We start from the raw sequence: 19,533 nt of genomic DNA on the forward strand, positions 1-19,533 counted from the left end.
CTCCTCCTCAGATCAAGTAGAATAATAGACCAGAAATCGTGGACATCGTGAACACGGATACAACAAACGCTCCAACCAACCGCTTCCGAAAAATCGAGTTCAGCAGCATCAGTTCCGGCAGGCTTGCCCCGGCAGAGCTGATCATGAGTGCCATTGCGGGACCGAGAGCCATCCCTTTGGCAATCATAATTTGGGAGATCGGAATCATCGTTGAAAGCCTGATGTATAGCGGAATGCCGATGATGGCTGCGATGGGCACCATCCACCACTGATCGCCGCCGATGTAGGTCGTAATCCATTCGGTAGGTACTGCACCATGAATGACAGAACCGATCGCAGCGCCAATGATGAGATATGGATAAACCGATTTCATCAACCCGATCGTCTCGGCAAAAGCAGTTTTGATGTTGAAAGACTTACTTGTCTCGTTGTATCCCGTCATGACGACTTGTTTGACTTGAGTTTCAAACCCTAATCGCTCCAGCGCAAATCCGATGATGACAGATAATACCGAGGTAATGACCGTGTATGCAATCGCAACCTTTACCCCAAGCATCGCCCCCATCAAGGTAATGATTGTAGGGTCCAGAACCGGTGAGGCAAACAGGAACACCATCACGATCCCGAAGCGGATTCTTTTGTTTAGCAAGTTCACAACCACCGGTATGGTTGAGCAAGAGCAAAATGGTGTCACGAAAGCAAATACCAATGCCATGAATGCTCCCAGTGCTCTGTTTTGCCCTGCCAAGAATCGTTCAACCTTCTCGTACGGGATAAAGCTCTGGAGCAGACTGATGGCGAATGAGATCACAACGAACAATACCGTCAACTCCAGGGCAATCCATAAAAAGCTGTTTAGTACTTCAAGCCACACGCGTGCCACCCTCCTTTATTTGCATTATGCAAATATATGTGGTGAAAAATGGGCTTAGCCACCCACAGGATTACAGCATTGCTTTGTTTTTGCCATCGCATGGTTGAATAGTTGCAGGGAACGAATCACCGTTTCTTTTTCAAATTCGCTCATGTGAGAGAAGATGTCATCGTAGTATGTGTTCATGATCTTCTCAATATAATCGTGAATCCGCTCCCCTTTTTCTGTTAAGGAAAGGATTTGCACCCTGCGGTCTTCTGCAAAGGGAGTCTTTTTTACGAGTTCTGCCTCAACCAGCGATTGAACCTGGCGGCTGAATGTCGTGACATCCATGCCTAAAATCTCGGCAATTTGTTGAATGGATGGCTGATGAGTCCGGTTGATCTCGTATAGAATGTGGCTTTGTGCAACGGATACGTCAATGCCCTCCACTGAACAACAGTTCTTGTTCAAAAGCCCAATACGTCGAGTCATGGTCTGTACGATTTCGCGTATATTTTCCACTTCCTCACCTCCTACCCTCTTTATACACTTGTTATTTGCAAAATGCAACCTATTTTTCATCAAATTCTTTTGATGAATTCCATTTTGTCACATACGCCAGCAGGCTCAAGAACGGTCCTCCATGACTTTCCCAAAATCCCCCTTATTCGGGCAAGGGGCTGATTGTTGGGGAATGAAAACGGAATTCTTTAGCGCTCTTGCCGAGCCAAGCAGGTTGCAAATTGTAGACTTACTGCACGAAGGACCTCTAACCGTAGGTGAAATTGCTGATCGACTTTCCATGCGACAACCCCAGGCGTCCAAACATCTCCGCGTATTATATGAAGCCGGGGTGGTAGAATTTCACGCTGAAGCGAATCGTCGCATCTACAAACTGAGGTCAGAGCCCTTCAAGGCTTTAGACTTTTGGCTGAAAAATTACCGAGATCTTTGGGAAGAAAAATTCAACCATTTGGATGATTATTTGCAGGGTCTGCAAGAAAGAGAACCTGCAAATAATGATCAATAAATTGATTGGGAGGAATCACAATGTCAGCTCAAATCAAACTTACACACACTTTCGAGGCCCCACGTGAACTCGTGTTTCAAGCATTCACCAAATCCGAACATCTTCAGAACTGGTGGGGGCCAAAAGGATGGGCATTTGAGGTTCTTCAAGCAGATTTCCGTCCGGGTGGGGTCTTTCACTACAGCCAGAAACCTGAAGACGGCAATAAAATGTGGGTGAAATTTGAATACAGTGAAATTGTCGAATCAGAGAAAATTGTTTACACCAGTTACTTTTCTGATGCGGAAGGTAACAAGGTACGAGCACCCTTTGACGAAAATTGGCCAATGGGAACCCTGACTACATTGACGTTCACCGAGAGTGAAGGAAAAACGATCTTGACAGTGGTTTTGGCCCCCGTATCCCCCACCGAGGCAGAGGACAAAATCTTTCGTGAATCAAAAGACATGGTTAAAGAAGGGTTTTCTGGTACCTTCGATCAACTGGCAGAATATTTGTTGAAGATATCATAATAAGCATAGGCAGAACGATGGCAAGCAAATAGAGAACTACTTTCCACGCTTTGGGGTTACGAAAAAGGGCTGTCTCAAAAGTCGATTTTTGACTTGGAGACGCCCCTTTTGCCGTTCAAGAACGTTGAAAATTCAATGGTTTTCAATTTGGTGATTTTCGCAATTCTGCCCTTTTTGGACAGCCCCTATTAAATAGGCTTTCCTGCTTCCGTGGGAGGCAGTCGACTGGGACAGCTGCCCCCTCCTCCCCGCTATTCGCATTGTTCAAGCGCCCGCTGCGCCAAATTGCGAATCACGTTCTCATCCATCGGCGGATTATGCAGCCCTGCGCGCACATCGCGGTACATCCGCTCGAGCGGCAGCGAACGGGACAGGCTCGCCCCGCCTACGATCCGCATCGCCTTGTCCACGACGGCAATTGCATGGTTCGTCGCCACATATTTGACCAAACCCAGTTCCGGGATCAGCTCCAGACGCCCTTCCGGCTGCGTGTCCCAGCGGTCTGCGATGGCGTACATGAGATGGCGGGCGGTGAGGAGCTCCGCTTCCATGAGACCGATTTGCTGCTGGACCGTGGGCAGGTCTGCTATCGGTGACGGCAGGCTGGCAGGATGGTAGTTTTTCGCAAATGAGACGGCAAAGTCCCGTGCTGCAAGGGCAATCCCGAGATAGCAGGCTGGAATGTGCAGCAGCCAGGCGCTGGCATCGCTCGAGGCTTTCGGCTTCTGCCCGATGGGATAGGCGCTGATCAACGCGTCGTCTGGAGCAAAGGCGCGGTCCAAAATGACATCGTGGCTTCCCGTTGCCCGCATGCCGATTGTGTCCCACGTCTCCTCGATGGTGATGCGATCCGAGGAACGCATCAGGAAAACCCCGACTTCATTCCGAGCCGCGATGCTGGCCGAGACGAGGAACGTATCGAGCACAGGGCTTAGCGTGCTGAAGGTCTTTCTGCCGGACAGAAGCCAGCCCCCGTCCGTCTTTTTCGCCGTTGTCTGCGGAGTTCCGCCTCGGCTCGGGCTGCCGGACATTCGCTCCGTAGAAAAATGGTTCAGGAGCGTGCCTTTCTCCACCACTTCCTGGCAAAACGAACGGAACAGCTCTTCGGGCCACGAGCGAGTCGTCCGGTAATGCAAGATCAGCCCCATGTGCCAGCCGATGGACAAGGCGGTTGAGCCGTCTCCCCGGCCAAGCTGCTCTTGTATGAGTAGCAGCTCATAGAGCGAGATACCTTCGCCGCCATACTCGCGAGGAACCGTCAAAGCCACGTATCCCGCGTCCTTCAAATCCTGAAAATTTTCAAAAGGGAAGCTGCCCTCGCGATCGTGCAGCGGCGCCCTTTCAGCGAAACGCGCGGCCAGCTCAGCAGCCATTTCCACCAGCCTGGCTTCTTTTTCGTTCCGAATGAATGGGTCCTTCTTTTTCGCTATCGTCAATTTCTGCACCTCCCGTGTATCCATTTACAGTCAGTCGTCTGCAGCGGCGGTTTTCGCTCGAGTCATGAAAGGCAGCCGCCTGAACGCGCGCTGCTTGCTGCCTTGCTTTTCATTGTTATCATAGTCGCTTTCCCGGAATTGTTCAATCGCGGCTTTGGCTGCGATCCGCCAGAGTGTACAGCGACAGAAAAGGACTCAAACAAGCAGGCCGCGACACGAAAGGTGCCTGCGGCCTGCTTGCGGATTATGGAGATATGCGCGTTGCGGCTGTCAACGTCCTGGAAAACTTGATGTAGCTCCCGATTCTCCAGATGCCCAGGTACACACCCGCCATCAGGATCATCAATATGGATATTTCCACGACATCGGCTGTTTTGAAGTATTGCGTCAACGACAGGCGAAGCAGCACGAGCGCGATGAGGATGTAGCGCAAGTAACGGTTCGGCTTCAAGTAAATCATGCCGTCCTCTCTGCATTCATACTCGGTTTGCTTCAGCATCACGGCGCCAAACAGGACCCCCAACAATCCTGCAAGCACCATCTCCCAGAGAGCAGGTGCATGAAAGGGTTTGCCTGGGATGTGCATCAGCTGGTACAAGCTCAAGGGAAAGACTACAGCCATCACCAGCACGGGCGCCAGGATTTTCAAACCTCTCCCTTTGATCGGCTTTCTTTCTCTCTTGCTTTTGATCCACAACACCAAACCGATGATCACCAAGGGAAACGCCAGGGAAATCAATGATTGCATATTCGTGTCAGTCCTTTCCTCTATTCCTATGAAAACCTATGAAAAAGCTCTTGCTGTGCTATATCGTCAATTTTCGGTCGAGCATCCATGCCGAAAAGCGGATCAACAGATAAGCGGCGATCCAGCTGATCCCCATTCCTGCCCAGACTGCCCAGGAATACGGGAACAGCAGATGCAGTTGTCCTGGAAACGACTGGGGAAACAGCACGTGGATGCCGTTATAGAACATGCTCAGGCAGATCATGACCCCGATCCACAAAAGCGGAGTGAAAGGACGCAGCGTTGTGTAGCTCATCGTCGCCAGCATGAGGCCAAAAGAGAGAATCAACGGGCCGTACCCGATCACAATCAGAATCACGTTCAGCCCCGTCAGCAAGGTAGACAGCACATCTGCCGACGTATAGGGAGCCAGAAGCAGCGCAATCATCCCGGCAAACAGCAGGATCAGTACAAACGCGCCCGCACACACTGCCGCCACCCGCAGCCAGGCCGCCACGAACTTCGCGCCGACCAGCGCCATCCGCGAATACGGAAGCGTGAGCCACCAGCCGTGCGTCTCGTTGTCCCATTCCCTTTTCAGCATCGCTACAGCAAGAGCGAGCAGTATATACGGAAACCCGATAGCTACCAGCCATAGTTTCTGCAAGGGGAGTTGTCCGTGGACGGCATAATAGACGGCTGTACCCGCTCCGAACAGGGCGAGGATCGTCAGGTAAATCGCCCGCCATTGTATAGTCGACTGCGAGCGGGACAGCTTTCTTCTGTTCCCCTTGCAAGTGAACTCGTGACGGACGAGTGCCCAAAACGTATGCGAGTTCATCGACTCCACTCCTTTTTATAAAACGTCCGGAACACGTCATGGAGAGACCCGTGTTCTGCCCGCAGCACATCCGAATCGCCGCTCCAAATCGCCCGGCCCTGATCCATCAGCACGAGGTAGTCAAACAACCCTTCTACTTCGTGAATGTCGTGTGTGCTGATTAACACCGACTGTTCCCGTTCCGCCAGGTAATCGATGAGACCGGCAACAATCGCCTCGCGCGAAATGACATCAATTCCGGCGAACGGCTCGTCGAGAATGATGAGCGGAACCTGGCGGGCCATGCAAAGAATCAGCATGACTCTCGCCTCCTGCCCTCTGCTCATCCCCCCGATTCGCATGTCCAAATCAACGTCCATATAGCGGGCGAGCTTGCGGGCCGCTTCCAGATCAAATCCCGGCAAAAACGACGCCCCCCATTCAAACGCCTGCTGCGCCGTATGCCGCGGATACCACCGTGCCCGATCCGGCAAATAGGCAATAAGATGATTGGTCTGCCAGCCGGGGGTCTGCCCGAATACCTCCAGCTTCCCTCCGTCAGGCCGGATCAAACCGGTCAGTGCCCGAAAGAAGCTCGACTTGCCGCAACCGTTTGGACCGAGAATTCCTGCGATGCGGCCGGAGGGGATGGTCACATTCAGTTGGTCGAGTGCATGTTTCTTGCCGTAACGCTTCGTCAGTTGCGACGCGGCGACAACAGGCTGTGTCATCAGCGGGTACCTCCCTTGTCTGGCGAATATTTTTGGTTGATATAGCCCTGAATTTCATCCAGGGAAATACCGAGACTGGCCATCTGCTCGAGAAACTGATCCACGTACTTCGCTGCCAGCTGCGTGCGAAACGACTGCACGCGATCCGCCGATGAAGTGACATAGGTTCCCTGTCCCCGCCGTTTTTCCGTCAATCCGTCGCGCTCCAGTTCCTGATAGGCGCGCATCACCGTGTTCGGATTCATGCGCAGCTCCAGGGCCAACTCACGGACGGAAGGCATTTTTTCTCCCAATTTGATTTCTCCTTTTGCGATAGCGCTTCTGACTTGATCCAACACCTGCTCATAAAGTGGTTGGCTGAAATCAATGCTGAACCGCAATGCGCCAACCTTTTGTTCTTCCATGGGCTTACCTCCTGCCCTATTATGTGTCTATAGTGTATTATACGAATTAATACACGTAATGCAAGTGGTACGACATACATTTTTGGAAAAACCGCTTTTCAGCCCGTAGGACGTGTGCGAGCGATCCGCATTGCATGCGAGATCCCGTTGATCACCCGTCCGGTCGAATGGGCCTTGGCAGCATGTGGAATACTACGATCAACTTGGCTTTCATTGCTGCGCTATAGGAGGTTTGGCATTTGTTTACGAACGTGCTGCTGGTCATTTTGCTGATTATTGTGCTCCTTCCCCCGGTCTGTTTTCTCGGGTACATGTATGCGTTGTCCAAAAAACCAAAACATTCCATCATCCGCTCCCATCCCTTTCTCGGGTGGGTCCGGTATTTGCTCGAAAAGCTGGGTCCGGAATTTCGCCAATACTGGTTTGACAATGATACGGAAGGAAAGCCGTTCTCCCGGGCTGATTTCGTCGGGCTGGTCTATGCCGCGAAGTACCGGACGGACCTCATTTCGTTTGGCGGCAGGCGAGACTATGAGAAGCCCGGCTTCTACTTGTCGAATGCCATGTTCCCCCGGCTGACATCCGAGCTTCGCGTCGACAACGATACATTGGTCACCGGCAAAAAGTACGTCATTACATACGAAGGCTTGTTCACGCGCAGGGAGAAATGGGTGGTTGACCAGGTCAAGCCTTGGCTGCTGCCGGATGAAGATGCAATCGTGGTCGGGGAAAACCGCCGTCATCCGTGGCGCATCAAAGGCATGTTCGGCGCCTCGGCCACCTCGTATGGGGCTGTCGGAGAGAACTATATCATCTCCACAGGGAACGGCGCTCGCATGGCGGGCGGGTCGTGGATCAATACGGGTGAAGGCGGCGTGGCCGATGTCCATCTGGAGACCGGAGCCGACATCGTGGCGCAGATCGGGCCGGGGATGTTTGGCTACCGCGACAAGGAAGGGAAATTTTCACTGGAGGAATACAAGGCGAAAGCACAGATCACGAATATCAAAGCGTTTGAACTGAAATTCCATCAAGGCGCCAAAATCCGCGGGGGCCATCTGGAAGGCTCCAAGGTGACGGAAAAAGTCGCGGCAGCCCGGCTCGTACCTGTCGGCAAGACGGTGAACTCGCCTAATCGCTTCGAGTTTTTGACCAACCCCAAAGAAGCTCTGCAGTTTATCCAAACGTTACAGGAAGCAGGCGGCAAGTCGGTCGGCGTGAAGATCGTCGTCGGCGACCCCAAACGGCTGGAACCATTCTTCCAGACGATGATCGACCTCGACATTTATCCCGATTTCATCACGGTGGACGGCTCGGAGGGCGGTTCTGGCGCCACCTTCAAAGCGATGGCGGACGGAATGGGCTTGCCGCTGTACGCTGCTCTGCTCATCCTGGACGATACGGCGAGGAAGTTCGGCGTGCGCGATCGCTTCAAAATTTTTGCATCCGGCAAGCTGATCACCCCGGACAAGGTGGCGATCGCGCTGGCGCTCGGCGCAGACTGCGTCAACTCCGCGCGGGGCTTCATGATGGCCAACGGCTGCATCATGGCGATGCAATGCCATACCGGAAAATGTCCGACAGGCATCACGACGACGGATTCCAAGTACCAGGAAGCGCTTGCGCCTGAGGAGAAGCAATGGCGTGTGATGAACTACATTCTCCAGCTGCGGGAAGGGGTCTTTTCCTTGACGGCTGCTTGCGGACTGGACAGCCCCCGGAAGCTGAACCGCGAGCATGTCGTCTTTACCGACGAAAAAGGACAGAGCTTCCGCGTAATAGACTTGTTTCCTTATCCGGAGCCGGCGGTGTAAGCAGCAGCCACACCTTTTGCCATAAACAACGTCTGGACATTGTTTACAAAAAGCCCCGAAGGAGCAGACTGCTCGCTTTGGGGCATAGTTGTGGTGAATACCGGTTGTAGCCATGCATGGGAGTGTTCGACTATAATCAGGGAGAGGACAGCATCTGTGCCAAAATAAGGGAGGGACTTTGTTTGCAATACGTACGTTTGGGCAATACGGATCTGGAAGTATCGTCCTTGATTCTCGGATGCATGCGGTTGCAGCAGCTTACCGTGCCCGAGGCAGAAGTCTTGATCAAGACGGCAATGGAAGAAGGGATTACGTTCTTCGACCATGCCGACATTTACGGCCAGGGGGTTTGCGAGGAAATTTTTGCCGATGCCGTGCAGATGAGTCCCCGCATTCGCGAGAGCATGATCATCCAGAGCAAATGCGGCATCCGCACCAAAGAAAACATGTACGATTTGTCCAAGGAGCATATCCTGCAGTCCGTCGATGGCATTCTGAAGCGGCTGAAGACGGAATATTTGGACGTTCTGCTCCTCCATCGCCCGGACCCGCTGGTCGAGCCGCTGGAAGTAGCCGAAGCGTTTGACAGGCTGCACAGTCAGGGAAAAGTAAGGTACTTTGGCGTGTCGAACCATACGCCTGCGCAGATTGAGCTACTCCAGCGCGCCCTTCCCTGCAAGCTGGTGGTCAATCAGTTCCAGTTTAGCATCGCACATACTCCCGTGATCGACTCAGGCATGACGTTTAACATGAAGGTCGACCAGGCGATTAATCGGGACAGCAGCGTGGTCGATTATTGCCGCCTGCACGACATTACCCTGCAGGCTTGGTCGCCTTTTCAGCACGGATTTTTCCAGGGCCCATTCATCGGCGATCGGACGAATTTTCCGGAATTGAACGATGTTCTGGATGCGCTCGCCAAAAAATACGGCGTGACGAGCACGGCCATCGCTGTCGCATGGATCGAGCGCCATCCCGCCCGCATCCAGGTCGTGCTCGGAACGACCAATCCGCAAAGGCTCAAGGACGCCTGCAAAAGTGTGGATGTGAGCTTGACCAGAGAAGAATGGTACCAAATCTACAAAGCTGCCGGCAACATCGTCCCATAGGGCCAACTAGTGCCAAAACGCAAAAGCGAAGGCTGCTGCTCTCTGCCTTCGCTTTTGTCATGAGCGGGAAGGATCTTTCCTGCCGTTCCCCTAAATTTTTTTGCTCCCTGTGTCAGCGCGTCACTTTCGCCTTGTTGACGATGTGGATGGCGTGTCCGAGCGCGGCTTCTGCGGCTTCGAGCCAAACCTCGCTCAAGGTAGGGTGCGGATGGATGGTCAGAGCCAAATCTTCGACCCGCGCAGCCAGCTCCAGGGCGAGCACCCCTTCGCCGATCAGGTTGGAGGCGTCAGCGCCCACGATATGCATGCCCAAAAGCAGATGGCTTTCCTCATCCACGATCACTTCGGCGAAGCCTTCTCCCTCGTCCGTCGCCAATGCCTTGCCGTTCGCCCGATACGGGAAAGACGCAGCTTTGACCCGATACCCGTGCTGCTCGGCTTCTTCCTTCGTCAGCCCGACGCCCGCGATTTGCGGTTCTGTAAAGATCACATACGGAACATACGGCGAGTCTACGCTGCTGGGCAGACCGGCAATCACCTCGGCGGCTACGATACCTTGCTTCGCGGCCCGATGCGCAAGCGCGGGTCCCGGCGTCACATCCCCGATCGCGTAAATATGCGACACATTCGTACGGCATGCATCATCGACCGGAATATAGCCGCGGTTATCAACCTGCACCCCGGCTTGGGCAAGCCCGATCTCTCCCGTATTCGGCACGCGGCCGATTGTCACCAGCACCTTGTCCGCAGCGATTTGCTCCTGCGTACCTTGCTGGCTGGTGCTGATCGTCAGCTGCGCGCGCCCTTCCGCGACGGCAACCGACTCCACTCTGGCCCCTGTTTTCACCGTGATGCCCAGCCTTTTGCCCTGTTTTTTTACGACTTGCGAGAGCGATGCTGCCGTCTGCGGCAAAATGTCCTGAGCTGCCTCCACGATGGTGACCTTCGAGCCGAGCTTGGCAAAGGCCATGCCCAGTTCCATCCCGATGTATCCTCCGCCGATGATGGCGAGCGTCTCTGGCACCTCCTGAAGGTTCAACGCATCCGTAGAGTCCAGAATGATCTCGCCGTCCCGCTCGACAAACGGGGGAAGAAACGGTCTCGATCCGGTCGCGACGATGGCATGGCGAAACTTGTACGTCTCGAAGTCTCCCCCTGTCTCGACACCGATCCGGTCAGAGGACAAAAACGTCGCAGACCCTTTCACGACCGCCACGCCATTCGCTTCGCACAGGTGGGCTACACCCGTTCGCAGCTGCGAGACGACGGATTCTTTCCACGCCTGCCATTTTGCCATGCGAAAAGCGGCGGTCCCTTCCGGAAGCTCGATGCCCAGCTTTTCCAGACCACGCAGGCTGTCAAACTGGGTCGCACTGTGAATGAGCGCCTTCGAGGGAATACACCCGCGATTCAGGCAGACGCCGCCCAGACTGTCTTTTTCTACGAGCACGACGGACAGCCCCAGCTGGCCCAGACGAATGGCAGCCGCGTATCCGCCAGGGCCCCCGCCGATTACGACAACATCCGTTTCGATTGCTACTTCTCCTACTACCATCTATACCATCTCCACCATCAGCAGATTCGGGTCTTCGAGCAGCTCCTTGATCCGGTTCGTAAAGCGCACAGCCGTCACCCCGTCGATGAGGCGATGGTCGAAGGAGAGCGAAATGTTCATCATCCAGCGGATCACGCCCTCGTCTTCGCGCACGACCCAGCGTTTTTCCATTTTGTGCAAGCTCATGATTGCAACCTGCGGATGGTTGATGATCGGGGTCGCTTGCAGGCCGCCGATCGGACCGACATTGCTGATCGTGAAGGTGCCGCCTGTGATCTGTTCCATCGTCAGCTTGCCGGATCTGGCCAGCTCTGCCAGATTGGCGATCTCGTCCGCGAGCTGGAAGATCGACTTGCGATCCGCATCCTTGATGACAGGCACGATCAGCCCTTCCGGTGTGTCAGTGGCGATGCCGATGTTATAAAAGCGCTTCAGCAAAATTTCGTTGGCCGCATCGTCGATGGATGCGTTCATCACCGGGAATTCCTTCAGCGCGATCACCAGCGCCTTGATGAAAAATGGCAAATACGTCAGCTTGATGCCGCGCCGACTGGCGTGAGGAAGCAGCTGCTCCCGCAAAGCGCGCAGGCGGTCCATCTCCAACTCGTCGACCGATGTGACATGCGGGATGATGGTGACTGACTTGACCATATGTTCCGCGATTTTTTTCCGGATTCCTTTCAGCGGCAGCCGTTCGATCGACGGCTCCGCAGCGGCTGGCGCCTGATGGATCGGCGCTTGCTGCAGTGTCTGTGGGACACGTTCCTGTGCGTGGGCCTCTTTTTCCTGCGCGATAGCCGTCGCCGCCATTTGCGCTGCTGCCACATGCGAAGCAGACTTGGCTTCCTCAGCCGGGGCGGCCAAGGCATGATCGGAGGACGCTGCCTGCTTGCTGCCCTGCATAAACAGGCGCAAATCTTCTTCTGTGACACGACCAGCCGGGCCGGTGCCGCTCACTTTCTCGATATCGATCTTCCATTCGCGGGCGAGCTGCCGCACATACGGCGTGGCCAGGGCGCGGACTGTCCGCGGACGGGGTGCGTCTATCGGGACAGACTTTTCCGCCGTTTTCGCTGCAGGCTTCTCCTCTGGCTCGCTTGCAGCCTGCTCGCTGCCAGGCGCCCCCTTCACCTCTTCCCCAGTATGAATAACCAGCAAGGTCGTGCCGACTTTCACCGTCTCGCCTTCCGTAACGAGCACTTCTCCGATGACGCCGCTCACGGGTGCAGACAGTTCTGCATTTACTTTGTCGGTCTGCACCTCGATCACTGGCTGATCGGCTGTGACCGCATCGCCGGGACGCACGAGAATTTTCAGGATTTCGCCTTCATGCATGCCTTCTCCCACATCGGGGAGCTTGAACTCCACCATTGCCCTCGCTCCTTCTTTCTAGTACGTAAACGTTTCCACGATGCCGTTCATGACGCGCTCTGGCGTCGGCAAATAATCGTCCTCGATGCTAAATTGCGGAACCGGAACGTCAAAGCCCGTGATCCGCTTGACCGGCGCTTTCAAGTAAATCAACGCTTCATCGTTGATGATCGAAATGATTTCCGCACCGATGCCGACCGTTTTGTGTGCTTCATGGACGACGACGGCTCTGCCCGTCTTTTTGACCGAAGCCACGATTGCATCCCGGTCCAGCGGGTAGATCGTGCGCAAGTCGATCACTTCGCAGCTGATGCCCCGCTCCCGCTCGATTCGCTTCGCCGCCTCATCCGCTACGCGCAGCATGGCACCCCAGGCGAAGATGGACAAATCCTCTCCCTCGCGTACCACCCTCGCTTTGCCGATCGGGACGCGGTACATTTCCTGTGGCACCTCTTCCTTGAACGCCCGGTACAGCTTTGTCGGCTCCAGGAACAGGACGGGATCGGGGTCCTCCATGGCGGCGATCAAAAGCCCTTTGGCGTCATACGGCGTGCTCGGCGCCACGACCTTCAAGCCGGGCACATGGGCGAAGAACGATTCCACGCTCTCCGAATGCAGCTCCGGCCCGCGAATACCGGCACCGTATGGCGTGCGAATGACCATCGGTACGTGGTATTGGCCGCGCGTCCGGTACCGCATGCGTGCGGCATGGGAGACGATCTGCTCGAAGCCGGGATAGATGAAGGCGAGAAACTGGATTTCCACCACGGGAATCAATCCGTTCAAAGCCAGGCCGATCGCCGCGCCGATGATGCCCGCCTCGGACAAGGGCGTATCGACGACGCGGTTCGCTCCGTACTTTTCCAGCAAGTTTTCCGTCGCCCGGAACACGCCGCCATTGACGCCGATATCTTCGCCGAGAAGCATGACGCGCGCATCTTCTGCCATCTTTTGGTCCATCGCTTCGGTGATGGCCTGAATCATCGTCAGTTTTCGTTTCATGCCGGGATTTCCTCCTGTTTGTCAGGGTTTGTCAGCTCGTTTTGCTGTTCGACCGCCATCCACGTCAGCTCCGCATAGACGTGCTTGAACATGTCTTCCGGACGCGACTTCGGATAGCTCTCTGCTTCTGCCAGCGCCTCATCGATTTTCGCTCCTGCGGCGGAAATGAATGCGCTTTCTTTTTCTTCGTTCCAAAGCCCTTGTTTTTCGAGATAAAGGCGCAGGCGGTGGATCGGGTCGCGCTGCTCGCGCCACTGTGCCGACAGCGCTTCCTGGTCGCGGTACTTTTTCGGATCGTCGGCCGTCGTGTGGGCGCCGTAGCGGAAGGTAATCGCTTCGATCAAGGTCGGGCCTTCGCCTGCCAGGGCGCGCTCTACTGCTTTTTTCATCGTCATCCAGACAGCGAAAATGTCGTTGCCGTCGATTCGCTCGCCGTGAATGTCGTAGGCAGCCGCCCGCTGCGCGATCGTCCGGGAAGCGGATTGCTGGGAGAAAGGTACGCTGATCGCGTAGCCGTTGTTTTGGCAGAAAAAGATGGTCGGGGTCTTGAAGACGCCCGCGAAATTGAGCGCTTCGTGGAAATCGCCCTCGGAAGTCGCCCCGTCACCAAAGTACGCGAGACTGACGTGCTGCTCGCTTTGCAGCTTGCTCGCCCAGGCGGTCCCGACTGCGTGCACCATCTGCGTCGCGATCGGCACACACGGCGGCATGATGTTCAAGCCTTTCGGGCTGATGCTGCCTTCCATATGGCCCATCCAGTACAAAAATACGCGCGCCATCGACTGTCCGTGTACGATTGCGGCGGCGTGGTCGCGGTAGGTCGGGAACAGCCAGTCGCCGGGAGAAAGCGCCATGGCGCTGCCGACTTGCGAAGCTTCCTGTCCTTCAAAAGGTGCGTATGTGCCCATCCGTCCTTGCCGCTGCAGGTTGATCGATTTGCGGTCGAACAGGCGGACCAGCACCATGTTTTCGTACATCTTGACCATCGTGGCCGCATCTGGCAGTCCGGCGATGTCATGCGCCAGTTCACCCTCTGGGGTCAATACCTGATATAATGGAGACATTCAAACATCCCTCTCTTTCCGAATTCAGTCCAGCCGTTTCATATTGCTATGGACATCAGCGATAACGCGAGCGAGTTGCGTCAGCTATTTTCTTCATAAACGAACAATAGCAAATACTGTGCCAAGCGAAACGATGTGAATCGAGCCGCATTGACAGAGCGCTTGCTCAGTTTTGCATATGCGTTTTTGCACAAGGATGCTCAATTCTGACTATTGCGATTCCACCTGCGGTCCAAGGGGGTCATTATGAATCAAACGAGATTTTACCAGGCGAGTGACAACGACGAGCTGTTCAAGCTGATTACGACCATTTTCCATACGTCCCACGACGGGCTTGCGATTTGCGATCGCGACGGATACGTGCTGCTCTACAACGAGGCCTACTTGCACATCACCGGCGTCCCTGCCGACGTGCTCGATCGCTACAGCTTCATCGAACAGAAGGAATTGCATCTGGTGCCGGACTCTTCCGCCGCCAGGGCCATCCAGACCAAGCAGACCCACAGCGTCATCATCGACTATGCCAACGGCCGCAAAGCGATCAACACGGCGACGCCCTTGCTCGATGAGAACCAGGAGCTGCTGTTCGTGGTGGGCAACGTCCGCGACATTACCGAACTGAACCAGCTGCAGCAGGAGTTGGAGGAGACGAGGCAGATCAATTCCGCCTTCCAGCAGGCACTGGAAAAAATTCAAAACGAGATCGATTACGAGGGGCAGCTGATCTACCGGAGCAACCTGATGCACCGCATCGCCGCACTGGCCGACCGCTTTGCGGTAAACGACTCCCCCATTCTGCTCCTGGGCGAGTCCGGGGTCGGCAAGGACGTGCTCGCCAGCTACATCCACGCCCGCAGCGGCCGCACCGGCGATTTTATCAAAATCAACTGTGGTGCCATCCCGGACCACTTGCTCGAATCCGAACTGTTCGGCTACGAAAAAGGGGCGTTTACCGGAGCGACACAGGCCAAGGAGGGACTGCTGGAGCTGGCGCACAGCGGCACGATTTTCCTCGATGAGGTGGGCGATTTGCCCTACCCGCTGCAGGTGAAGCTGCTCAACGTGTTGCAGGACGGGAAAATCCGCCGATTGGGCGGCAAGACGTCGCGCCAGGTAAACATGCGCATCATCGCGGCGACCAACAGCGACCTCGAAGCGATGGTCGAGCGCAAGCAATTCCGGCAAGATTTGTACTATCGGCTGAATGTGCTGACGATTACCGTCCCGCCGCTGCGAGAGCGCCGCGATGACATCCCTGCGCTGATCTTCTACTTTTTGAAGATGCTGGAGAAAAAGTATCAGCGCCAAATCCGGGTCGAAGCCGACGCGCTGGAAGCCTTTATGGAATACGACTGGCCAGGGAACATCCGCGAACTGAAAAACGTGATCGAGCGCGCCTATCACATGTGCGAGAACGAGAAAATCACATTTGACCAGCTGCCTGCGTCCATCCGCAAGGCGCAGCAAGCTTCGCTTCCGCTGCAGATGGCGAAAATCGACTCTTCTCTGCCGCTGAAAGAGGCGGTCGACCGATTCGAGCGGGAGTACATCCAGCGCATCCTTGGCGAGACGAGAACGATGCAGGAGTGCGCCGACAGGCTGGGTATCAACATATCTACACTGGTGAGGAAAAAGCGGAGCCTGGGAATCAAATAGAAAAAAAGAGAAAGCCAGCCTGACACAGGACGTCGTGTCAAGCTGGCTTTCGGCATGGATGGCAGCTGCCCGCCCTTCATCCGGAAGGCAACTTTCGGCAGTGCTTGCTCCACGTTTTTTCCGCTTCCAAAGCGGATTCAAAAAGGATCAATGCCCGGCGCCGGCGTGATCCACGTGCATGACGTGGCGGCGATTGATCGTAACGAACAGTACAGACAAAAGAACAAAACCGGCACCTACGATAAACGGCACATGCGGATTAAACCATTCCGCCAGTTTTCCCGCCATGACCGGCGCGATCGCACCGCCGATAAAACGGAGGAAGCTGTACGCCGCCGACGCCGTGGAGCGCTCGATTGGCGCAGCGTTCATGACGCCTGTCGTGATCAGTGTGTTGTTGTTCCCCAGCAGTGCGCCGGAGAAGATGACGGCGACGATCACGACCATCTGCGTGTTGGTCCAGATGCCCATGGCCAAGAGCGTCAGGCCAAACAGCGTCAGCATGGAGGACATGGAAGTGACGGTCCCGAACTTTTGCTGGAGCTTTGGCGCCATGAACACCGAGGTGACGGCGAGCAGAACGCCCCAGCCCAGGAACACATAACCGAGACCGTGTTCATCCAGCCCCATGACAAACGGAGCGTACGCCATGAGCGTAAAGAAGCCGAAGTTGTACAGGCAGGCGGTCAAGCCGAAAACAACCAGTGATCGATGGTTTTTCATCGCAAGGAACGGATCTGCCAAGGACGACTTTGCTTTGGCACTCGCCGCGTTTTTCGGTGCAGCCGGCATCCAGACGACCAGCGCGATGAAGGCGACGACCATGAGCAAGGCCACGCCAATGAACGGGCCTCGCCACGAGATGGCTCCGAGCTCACCTCCGAGCAGCGGCCGACGGAAATGCCAAGGCCGATTGCCGCCTCGTACAGGATGATCGCTTTCGTCACGCCGCTGTTGGACAACGAGACGATAGCGGTCAGCGCAGTCGCGACGAACAGGGCATTCCCCAATCCCCATCCCCCGCGCAATCCTCCGAGTACCCAGATCTGATTCGACAAGCCTCCCAAAAACGAAAACAAAGCGATGACAATAATGCCGGTCAAGAGCGTCTTTTTGACGCCGAGCCGGGAAGCGATCATCCCCGTAAACAGCATAGCCACCGCCATTACGGCGTTGTAGCTGGTAAACAGCATGCTGACCTCGCTTGGGGTGGCATGCATTTTCTCTGCGATCGCCGGCAGGATGGGGTCGACCAGGCCGATTCCCATAAAAGCAATGATGCCCGCGAAAAATACCGCCCACACGGACCTGGGTTGATGCAGCACTCCGGATTTGCGCCCTTCTGCGTTCTTCGCGTGAGCGGCTGCATTGCCTGTATGTGACATTTCCTTTTCTCACTCCTGATTGTTCTTGTATTTGTTGTTGGCCGCCTGAACGCGCTCCTGCAAGTCGACCAGTTCCGTCCGAAACTGCTGAAGTTTTTCCAGCTTCTGATCGATCATGTGAAGCTGCTTCTCCAGCGTCCGCCCAAGCTGTTCGATTTTCTCCAGCTTTTGCGCCAGATCATCCGTCTGCTTCGCCTCTATGCGTTGATTATTGATCATATCGCTCATTTGAATAAATTCTAAAAGTTCTGTCAAGGAAAAGCCAAGGACGTCTCGTGCGCTGATGATCTTTTTGAGCTGGTCGATGTGCCGGTCGGTGTATAGACGATAGCCGCCCTCGCTCCGTTCAGGCGGAAACAACAAGCCGATTTCCTCGTAATAGCGGATCGTGCGCTTGGTCAAGCCGCATTCCTTGGCGACTTCTTCGATTTTGTAAATGCCCATGCCATCCCCCCTCTTTTACTGGAAAATTACAAAGTATAAAGTAACACAGTATTAACGTTAACGTCAACGTTAATTATTTTTCAAAAAAAAGAGCGGCTTTTCCCGAAAAACGTCTTCCTTGGGCGAAACCGCAGCATGCGGGCGAATGCCTGCAGCAAGCCGTCACTTGCCGCGGCAACAGCTTGCCTGCTCTCGAAAAGGCTTTTGCCGCGAGGGCCAGCTTCGCTTACGACTGTTGCCAGGCGCCGCGCATTTCGTCCGGGATGCGCATTTTCTCCCCCGTCGCGATGCTGATCGCCACAAAAGTCGCCCGTGCATTCAACACCAGCTCCTCATGCTGATTGACAATCGTCTGCTGCAAGTCAAGGCTCGTGTTTCCGACGCGGTCAATCTCCGTACGGATACGGAGCAGGTCTCCCAGAAACGCTTCCTTTTTGTACGTGACATCCAAATGCGCCACGAGGGAACGAAAGCCCAGACTGGCAAAGTATTGGTACCACGGCTTTCGCGTCTGCTCCAAAAATTCCAGGTACTTCACGTTGTTCACGTGGCCGTCGTGTACGGCATCCGGCTGAACCACCCATGCAAATTCGGTCATGGTCAAAGGACTCCCCCGCTTTCTTGATGGGCGCATGGCACATGGAAAGCGTCCGCTTCCGGCATCTCCCTGTCCACCATCTTTCTTTTCATCTTATCACCTTTTTCCCCAAAACGAATCCTGTCCTTTGGGGGAAGGGATTGGCGCCGGAGCCAACGCAAAACGCCTCCGCTCGGCCGCTTCATAGGAAGCATCGGAGCGGAGGCGGAATCCGGGAAATCGACTAGACTTGCGCAACCTCTGCGAATTCTTTTTCGTTCAGGTAGACTGGCTCAGCGTACAGTCGCAAGGAGTTTTCCCAGTGCCGCAGGTAATTCTCCCATTCCTGCACAGGAAAGTGGCTGCTGGTGAAAAGCGACAAGGGAATGCGCAAATTCAGCAGACGCCCGTTGATGAGAAACCGCGTGACGCCCGCCGGCATGACCTGTCCTGCTGCGACAATTTCTTCGATATGCTCAATCGGGAAAGCGGGATAGCAGAGCCGGACCATCCCCTCCTCCGGCAAATCCGGCAGATCTTGCGGGACGCGTTTCACAGGGTATTTGCTGCTGTACGCCCTGACGAGCCGATGCCAGAGAGAGAGAGAAGCGGCTGTATCCGCATCGCTGCCTGACGGATACACGAACAGTCTTTTTCCGCTCGGGTAGATCATTTCAGCCAGATGCCGTATGTCAAGCGGCTCGCCCTGCCAGTCAAACGCCGCATCGTGCTGCAACCAGTAGAGCCAGGTCCCGATTGGAACGAGATGATCCCACGCCGTAAGCTGATAACGGCTGTCATCTACGACCTGCACGGGCAAATAGCGGCAGCCGATCTGCCGCATCGCCGCGCTGCGATGGGCGCCGTCCAGAATCAGGTATCTCCCGTCCCGCATCCGTTTGGCGAGCGGTGGGTGAAGCAGTACGCCCTGATCGGTCATTGCCTTGCACGTAACTTGCAGTCTGCCAGGCTCATGATCTTCATGCAAGCAAATCTGGTCGCTGCCCACGACCTGTAGGGAAGACAAAACATGGATCACT

The 19,533-nt window shown here is 55.2% G+C and carries 19 protein-coding genes and 1 pseudogene; 5 read left to right on the forward strand and 15 right to left on the reverse strand.

From position 1 onward, the window contains the following. Positions 1-7: 7 nt before the first annotated feature. The gene (locus tag ACFSO0_RS16805) at positions 8-874 is read right to left on the reverse strand and encodes a permease (protein ID WP_376882078.1); all 867 of its coding nucleotides are present in this window, start codon (positions 872-874) and stop codon (positions 8-10) included. 54 nt (positions 875-928) lie between these two features. Then, positions 929-1,378 (reverse strand): MarR family winged helix-turn-helix transcriptional regulator, encoded by a 450-nt coding sequence (locus ACFSO0_RS16810; RefSeq protein WP_376882079.1) that lies wholly within the window; start codon positions 1,376-1,378, stop codon positions 929-931. Positions 1,379-1,550: 172 nt separating this feature from the next. Here ACFSO0_RS16810 and ACFSO0_RS16815 point away from each other — a divergent pair, with 172 nt between their 5' ends. Both ACFSO0_RS16815 and ACFSO0_RS16820 read left to right on the forward strand, forming a co-directional pair. Further along, positions 1,551-1,886, forward strand: a complete 336-nt coding sequence (locus ACFSO0_RS16815) for an ArsR/SmtB family transcription factor (RefSeq protein WP_376882080.1) — start codon at positions 1,551-1,553, stop codon at positions 1,884-1,886. A gap of 20 nt (positions 1,887-1,906) precedes the next feature. Further along, positions 1,907-2,398 carry an SRPBCC family protein gene (locus tag ACFSO0_RS16820; protein ID WP_376882081.1) on the forward strand — a complete coding sequence of 164 codons (492 nt, stop codon included), beginning with the start codon at positions 1,907-1,909 and terminating at the stop codon, positions 2,396-2,398. Positions 2,399-2,649: 251 nt separating this feature from the next. Here ACFSO0_RS16820 and ACFSO0_RS16825 read toward each other — a convergent pair whose 3' ends face one another. The 5 genes from ACFSO0_RS16825 to ACFSO0_RS16845 form a co-directional block, all read right to left on the reverse strand. Beyond that, on the reverse strand, positions 2,650-3,834 hold the full coding sequence (locus ACFSO0_RS16825; protein WP_376882082.1) for an acyl-CoA dehydrogenase family protein: 1,185 nt from the start codon (positions 3,832-3,834) through the stop codon (positions 2,650-2,652). 244 nt (positions 3,835-4,078) lie between these two features. Beyond that, complete coding sequence (locus tag ACFSO0_RS16830) at positions 4,079-4,582, reverse strand: CcdC protein domain-containing protein (RefSeq protein ID WP_376882084.1); 504 nt, start codon at positions 4,580-4,582, stop codon at positions 4,079-4,081. A gap of 58 nt (positions 4,583-4,640) precedes the next feature. Next, positions 4,641-5,402 carry an ABC transporter permease subunit gene (locus tag ACFSO0_RS16835; RefSeq protein ID WP_376882086.1) on the reverse strand — a complete coding sequence of 254 codons (762 nt, stop codon included), beginning with the start codon at positions 5,400-5,402 and terminating at the stop codon, positions 4,641-4,643. Then, positions 5,399-6,112 carry an ABC transporter ATP-binding protein gene (locus ACFSO0_RS16840; protein ID WP_376882089.1) on the reverse strand — a complete coding sequence of 238 codons (714 nt, stop codon included), beginning with the start codon at positions 6,110-6,112 and terminating at the stop codon, positions 5,399-5,401. Before ACFSO0_RS16840 ends, ACFSO0_RS16835 begins: the two co-directional genes overlap by 4 nt. Continuing rightward, entirely contained in the window at positions 6,112-6,516 is a 405-nt protein-coding gene (locus ACFSO0_RS16845) for a GntR family transcriptional regulator (protein WP_376882092.1), read from the reverse strand. Before ACFSO0_RS16845 ends, ACFSO0_RS16840 begins: the two co-directional genes overlap by 1 nt. 239 nt (positions 6,517-6,755) lie before the next feature. Here ACFSO0_RS16845 and ACFSO0_RS16850 point away from each other — a divergent pair, with 239 nt between their 5' ends. Together ACFSO0_RS16850 and ACFSO0_RS16855 are read left to right on the forward strand one after the other, a co-directional pair. Next, on the forward strand, positions 6,756-8,330 hold the full coding sequence (locus ACFSO0_RS16850) for a glutamate synthase-related protein (RefSeq protein WP_376882095.1): 1,575 nt from the start codon (positions 6,756-6,758) through the stop codon (positions 8,328-8,330). A 182-nt stretch (positions 8,331-8,512) separates the two neighbouring features. Next, positions 8,513-9,439, forward strand: a complete 927-nt coding sequence (locus ACFSO0_RS16855) for an aldo/keto reductase (RefSeq protein ID WP_376882097.1) — start codon at positions 8,513-8,515, stop codon at positions 9,437-9,439. A 112-nt stretch (positions 9,440-9,551) separates the two neighbouring features. On the opposite strand, the gene lpdA is transcribed toward ACFSO0_RS16855, so the two are convergent. Genes lpdA through pdhA form a run of 4 tightly spaced genes read right to left on the reverse strand, consistent with a single transcriptional unit; the run spans position 9,552 to position 14,431 of the window. Further along, the gene (lpdA, locus tag ACFSO0_RS16860) at positions 9,552-10,994 is read right to left on the reverse strand and encodes a dihydrolipoyl dehydrogenase (protein WP_376882099.1); all 1,443 of its coding nucleotides are present in this window, start codon (positions 10,992-10,994) and stop codon (positions 9,552-9,554) included. After that, complete coding sequence (locus ACFSO0_RS16865; protein ID WP_376882101.1) at positions 10,995-12,365, reverse strand: dihydrolipoamide acetyltransferase family protein; 1,371 nt, start codon at positions 12,363-12,365, stop codon at positions 10,995-10,997. Positions 12,366-12,383: 18 nt separating this feature from the next. Further along, positions 12,384-13,367 carry an alpha-ketoacid dehydrogenase subunit beta gene (locus ACFSO0_RS16870; protein WP_376882103.1) on the reverse strand — a complete coding sequence of 328 codons (984 nt, stop codon included), beginning with the start codon at positions 13,365-13,367 and terminating at the stop codon, positions 12,384-12,386. Further along, positions 13,364-14,431: a pyruvate dehydrogenase (acetyl-transferring) E1 component subunit alpha gene (gene pdhA / locus ACFSO0_RS16875; RefSeq protein WP_376882106.1), complete on the reverse strand. Its 1,068-nt coding sequence runs from the start codon at positions 14,429-14,431 to the stop codon at positions 13,364-13,366. The genes ACFSO0_RS16870 and pdhA overlap by 4 nt, the downstream gene beginning before the upstream one ends. A gap of 246 nt (positions 14,432-14,677) precedes the next feature. On the opposite strand from pdhA, the gene ACFSO0_RS16880 reads away from it, so the two are divergent. Beyond that, on the forward strand, positions 14,678-16,087 hold the full coding sequence (locus ACFSO0_RS16880) for a sigma-54 interaction domain-containing protein (RefSeq protein ID WP_376882108.1): 1,410 nt from the start codon (positions 14,678-14,680) through the stop codon (positions 16,085-16,087). Between the two features lie 147 nt (positions 16,088-16,234). On the opposite strand, the pseudogene ACFSO0_RS16885 reads toward ACFSO0_RS16880, so the two are convergent. From ACFSO0_RS16885 to ACFSO0_RS16900, 4 genes and pseudogenes are all read right to left on the reverse strand, one after another. Beyond that, positions 16,235-17,472 (reverse strand): annotated as a pseudogene (locus ACFSO0_RS16885) (MFS transporter). Between the two features lie 9 nt (positions 17,473-17,481). Beyond that, the gene (locus ACFSO0_RS16890) at positions 17,482-17,916 is read right to left on the reverse strand and encodes a MerR family transcriptional regulator (protein WP_376882111.1); all 435 of its coding nucleotides are present in this window, start codon (positions 17,914-17,916) and stop codon (positions 17,482-17,484) included. A 226-nt stretch (positions 17,917-18,142) separates the two neighbouring features. After that, positions 18,143-18,514, reverse strand: a complete 372-nt coding sequence (locus tag ACFSO0_RS16895) for an acyl-CoA thioesterase (protein WP_376882113.1) — start codon at positions 18,512-18,514, stop codon at positions 18,143-18,145. 223 nt (positions 18,515-18,737) lie between these two features. Next, on the reverse strand, positions 18,738-19,532 hold the full coding sequence (locus tag ACFSO0_RS16900) for a ParB N-terminal domain-containing protein (protein WP_376882116.1): 795 nt from the start codon (positions 19,530-19,532) through the stop codon (positions 18,738-18,740). Position 19,533: the final 1 nt, after the last annotated feature.

Source organism: Brevibacillus sp. GCM10020057, from assembly GCF_042683565.1.
Classification (GTDB): Bacteria; Bacillota; Bacilli; order Brevibacillales; family Brevibacillaceae; genus Brevibacillus.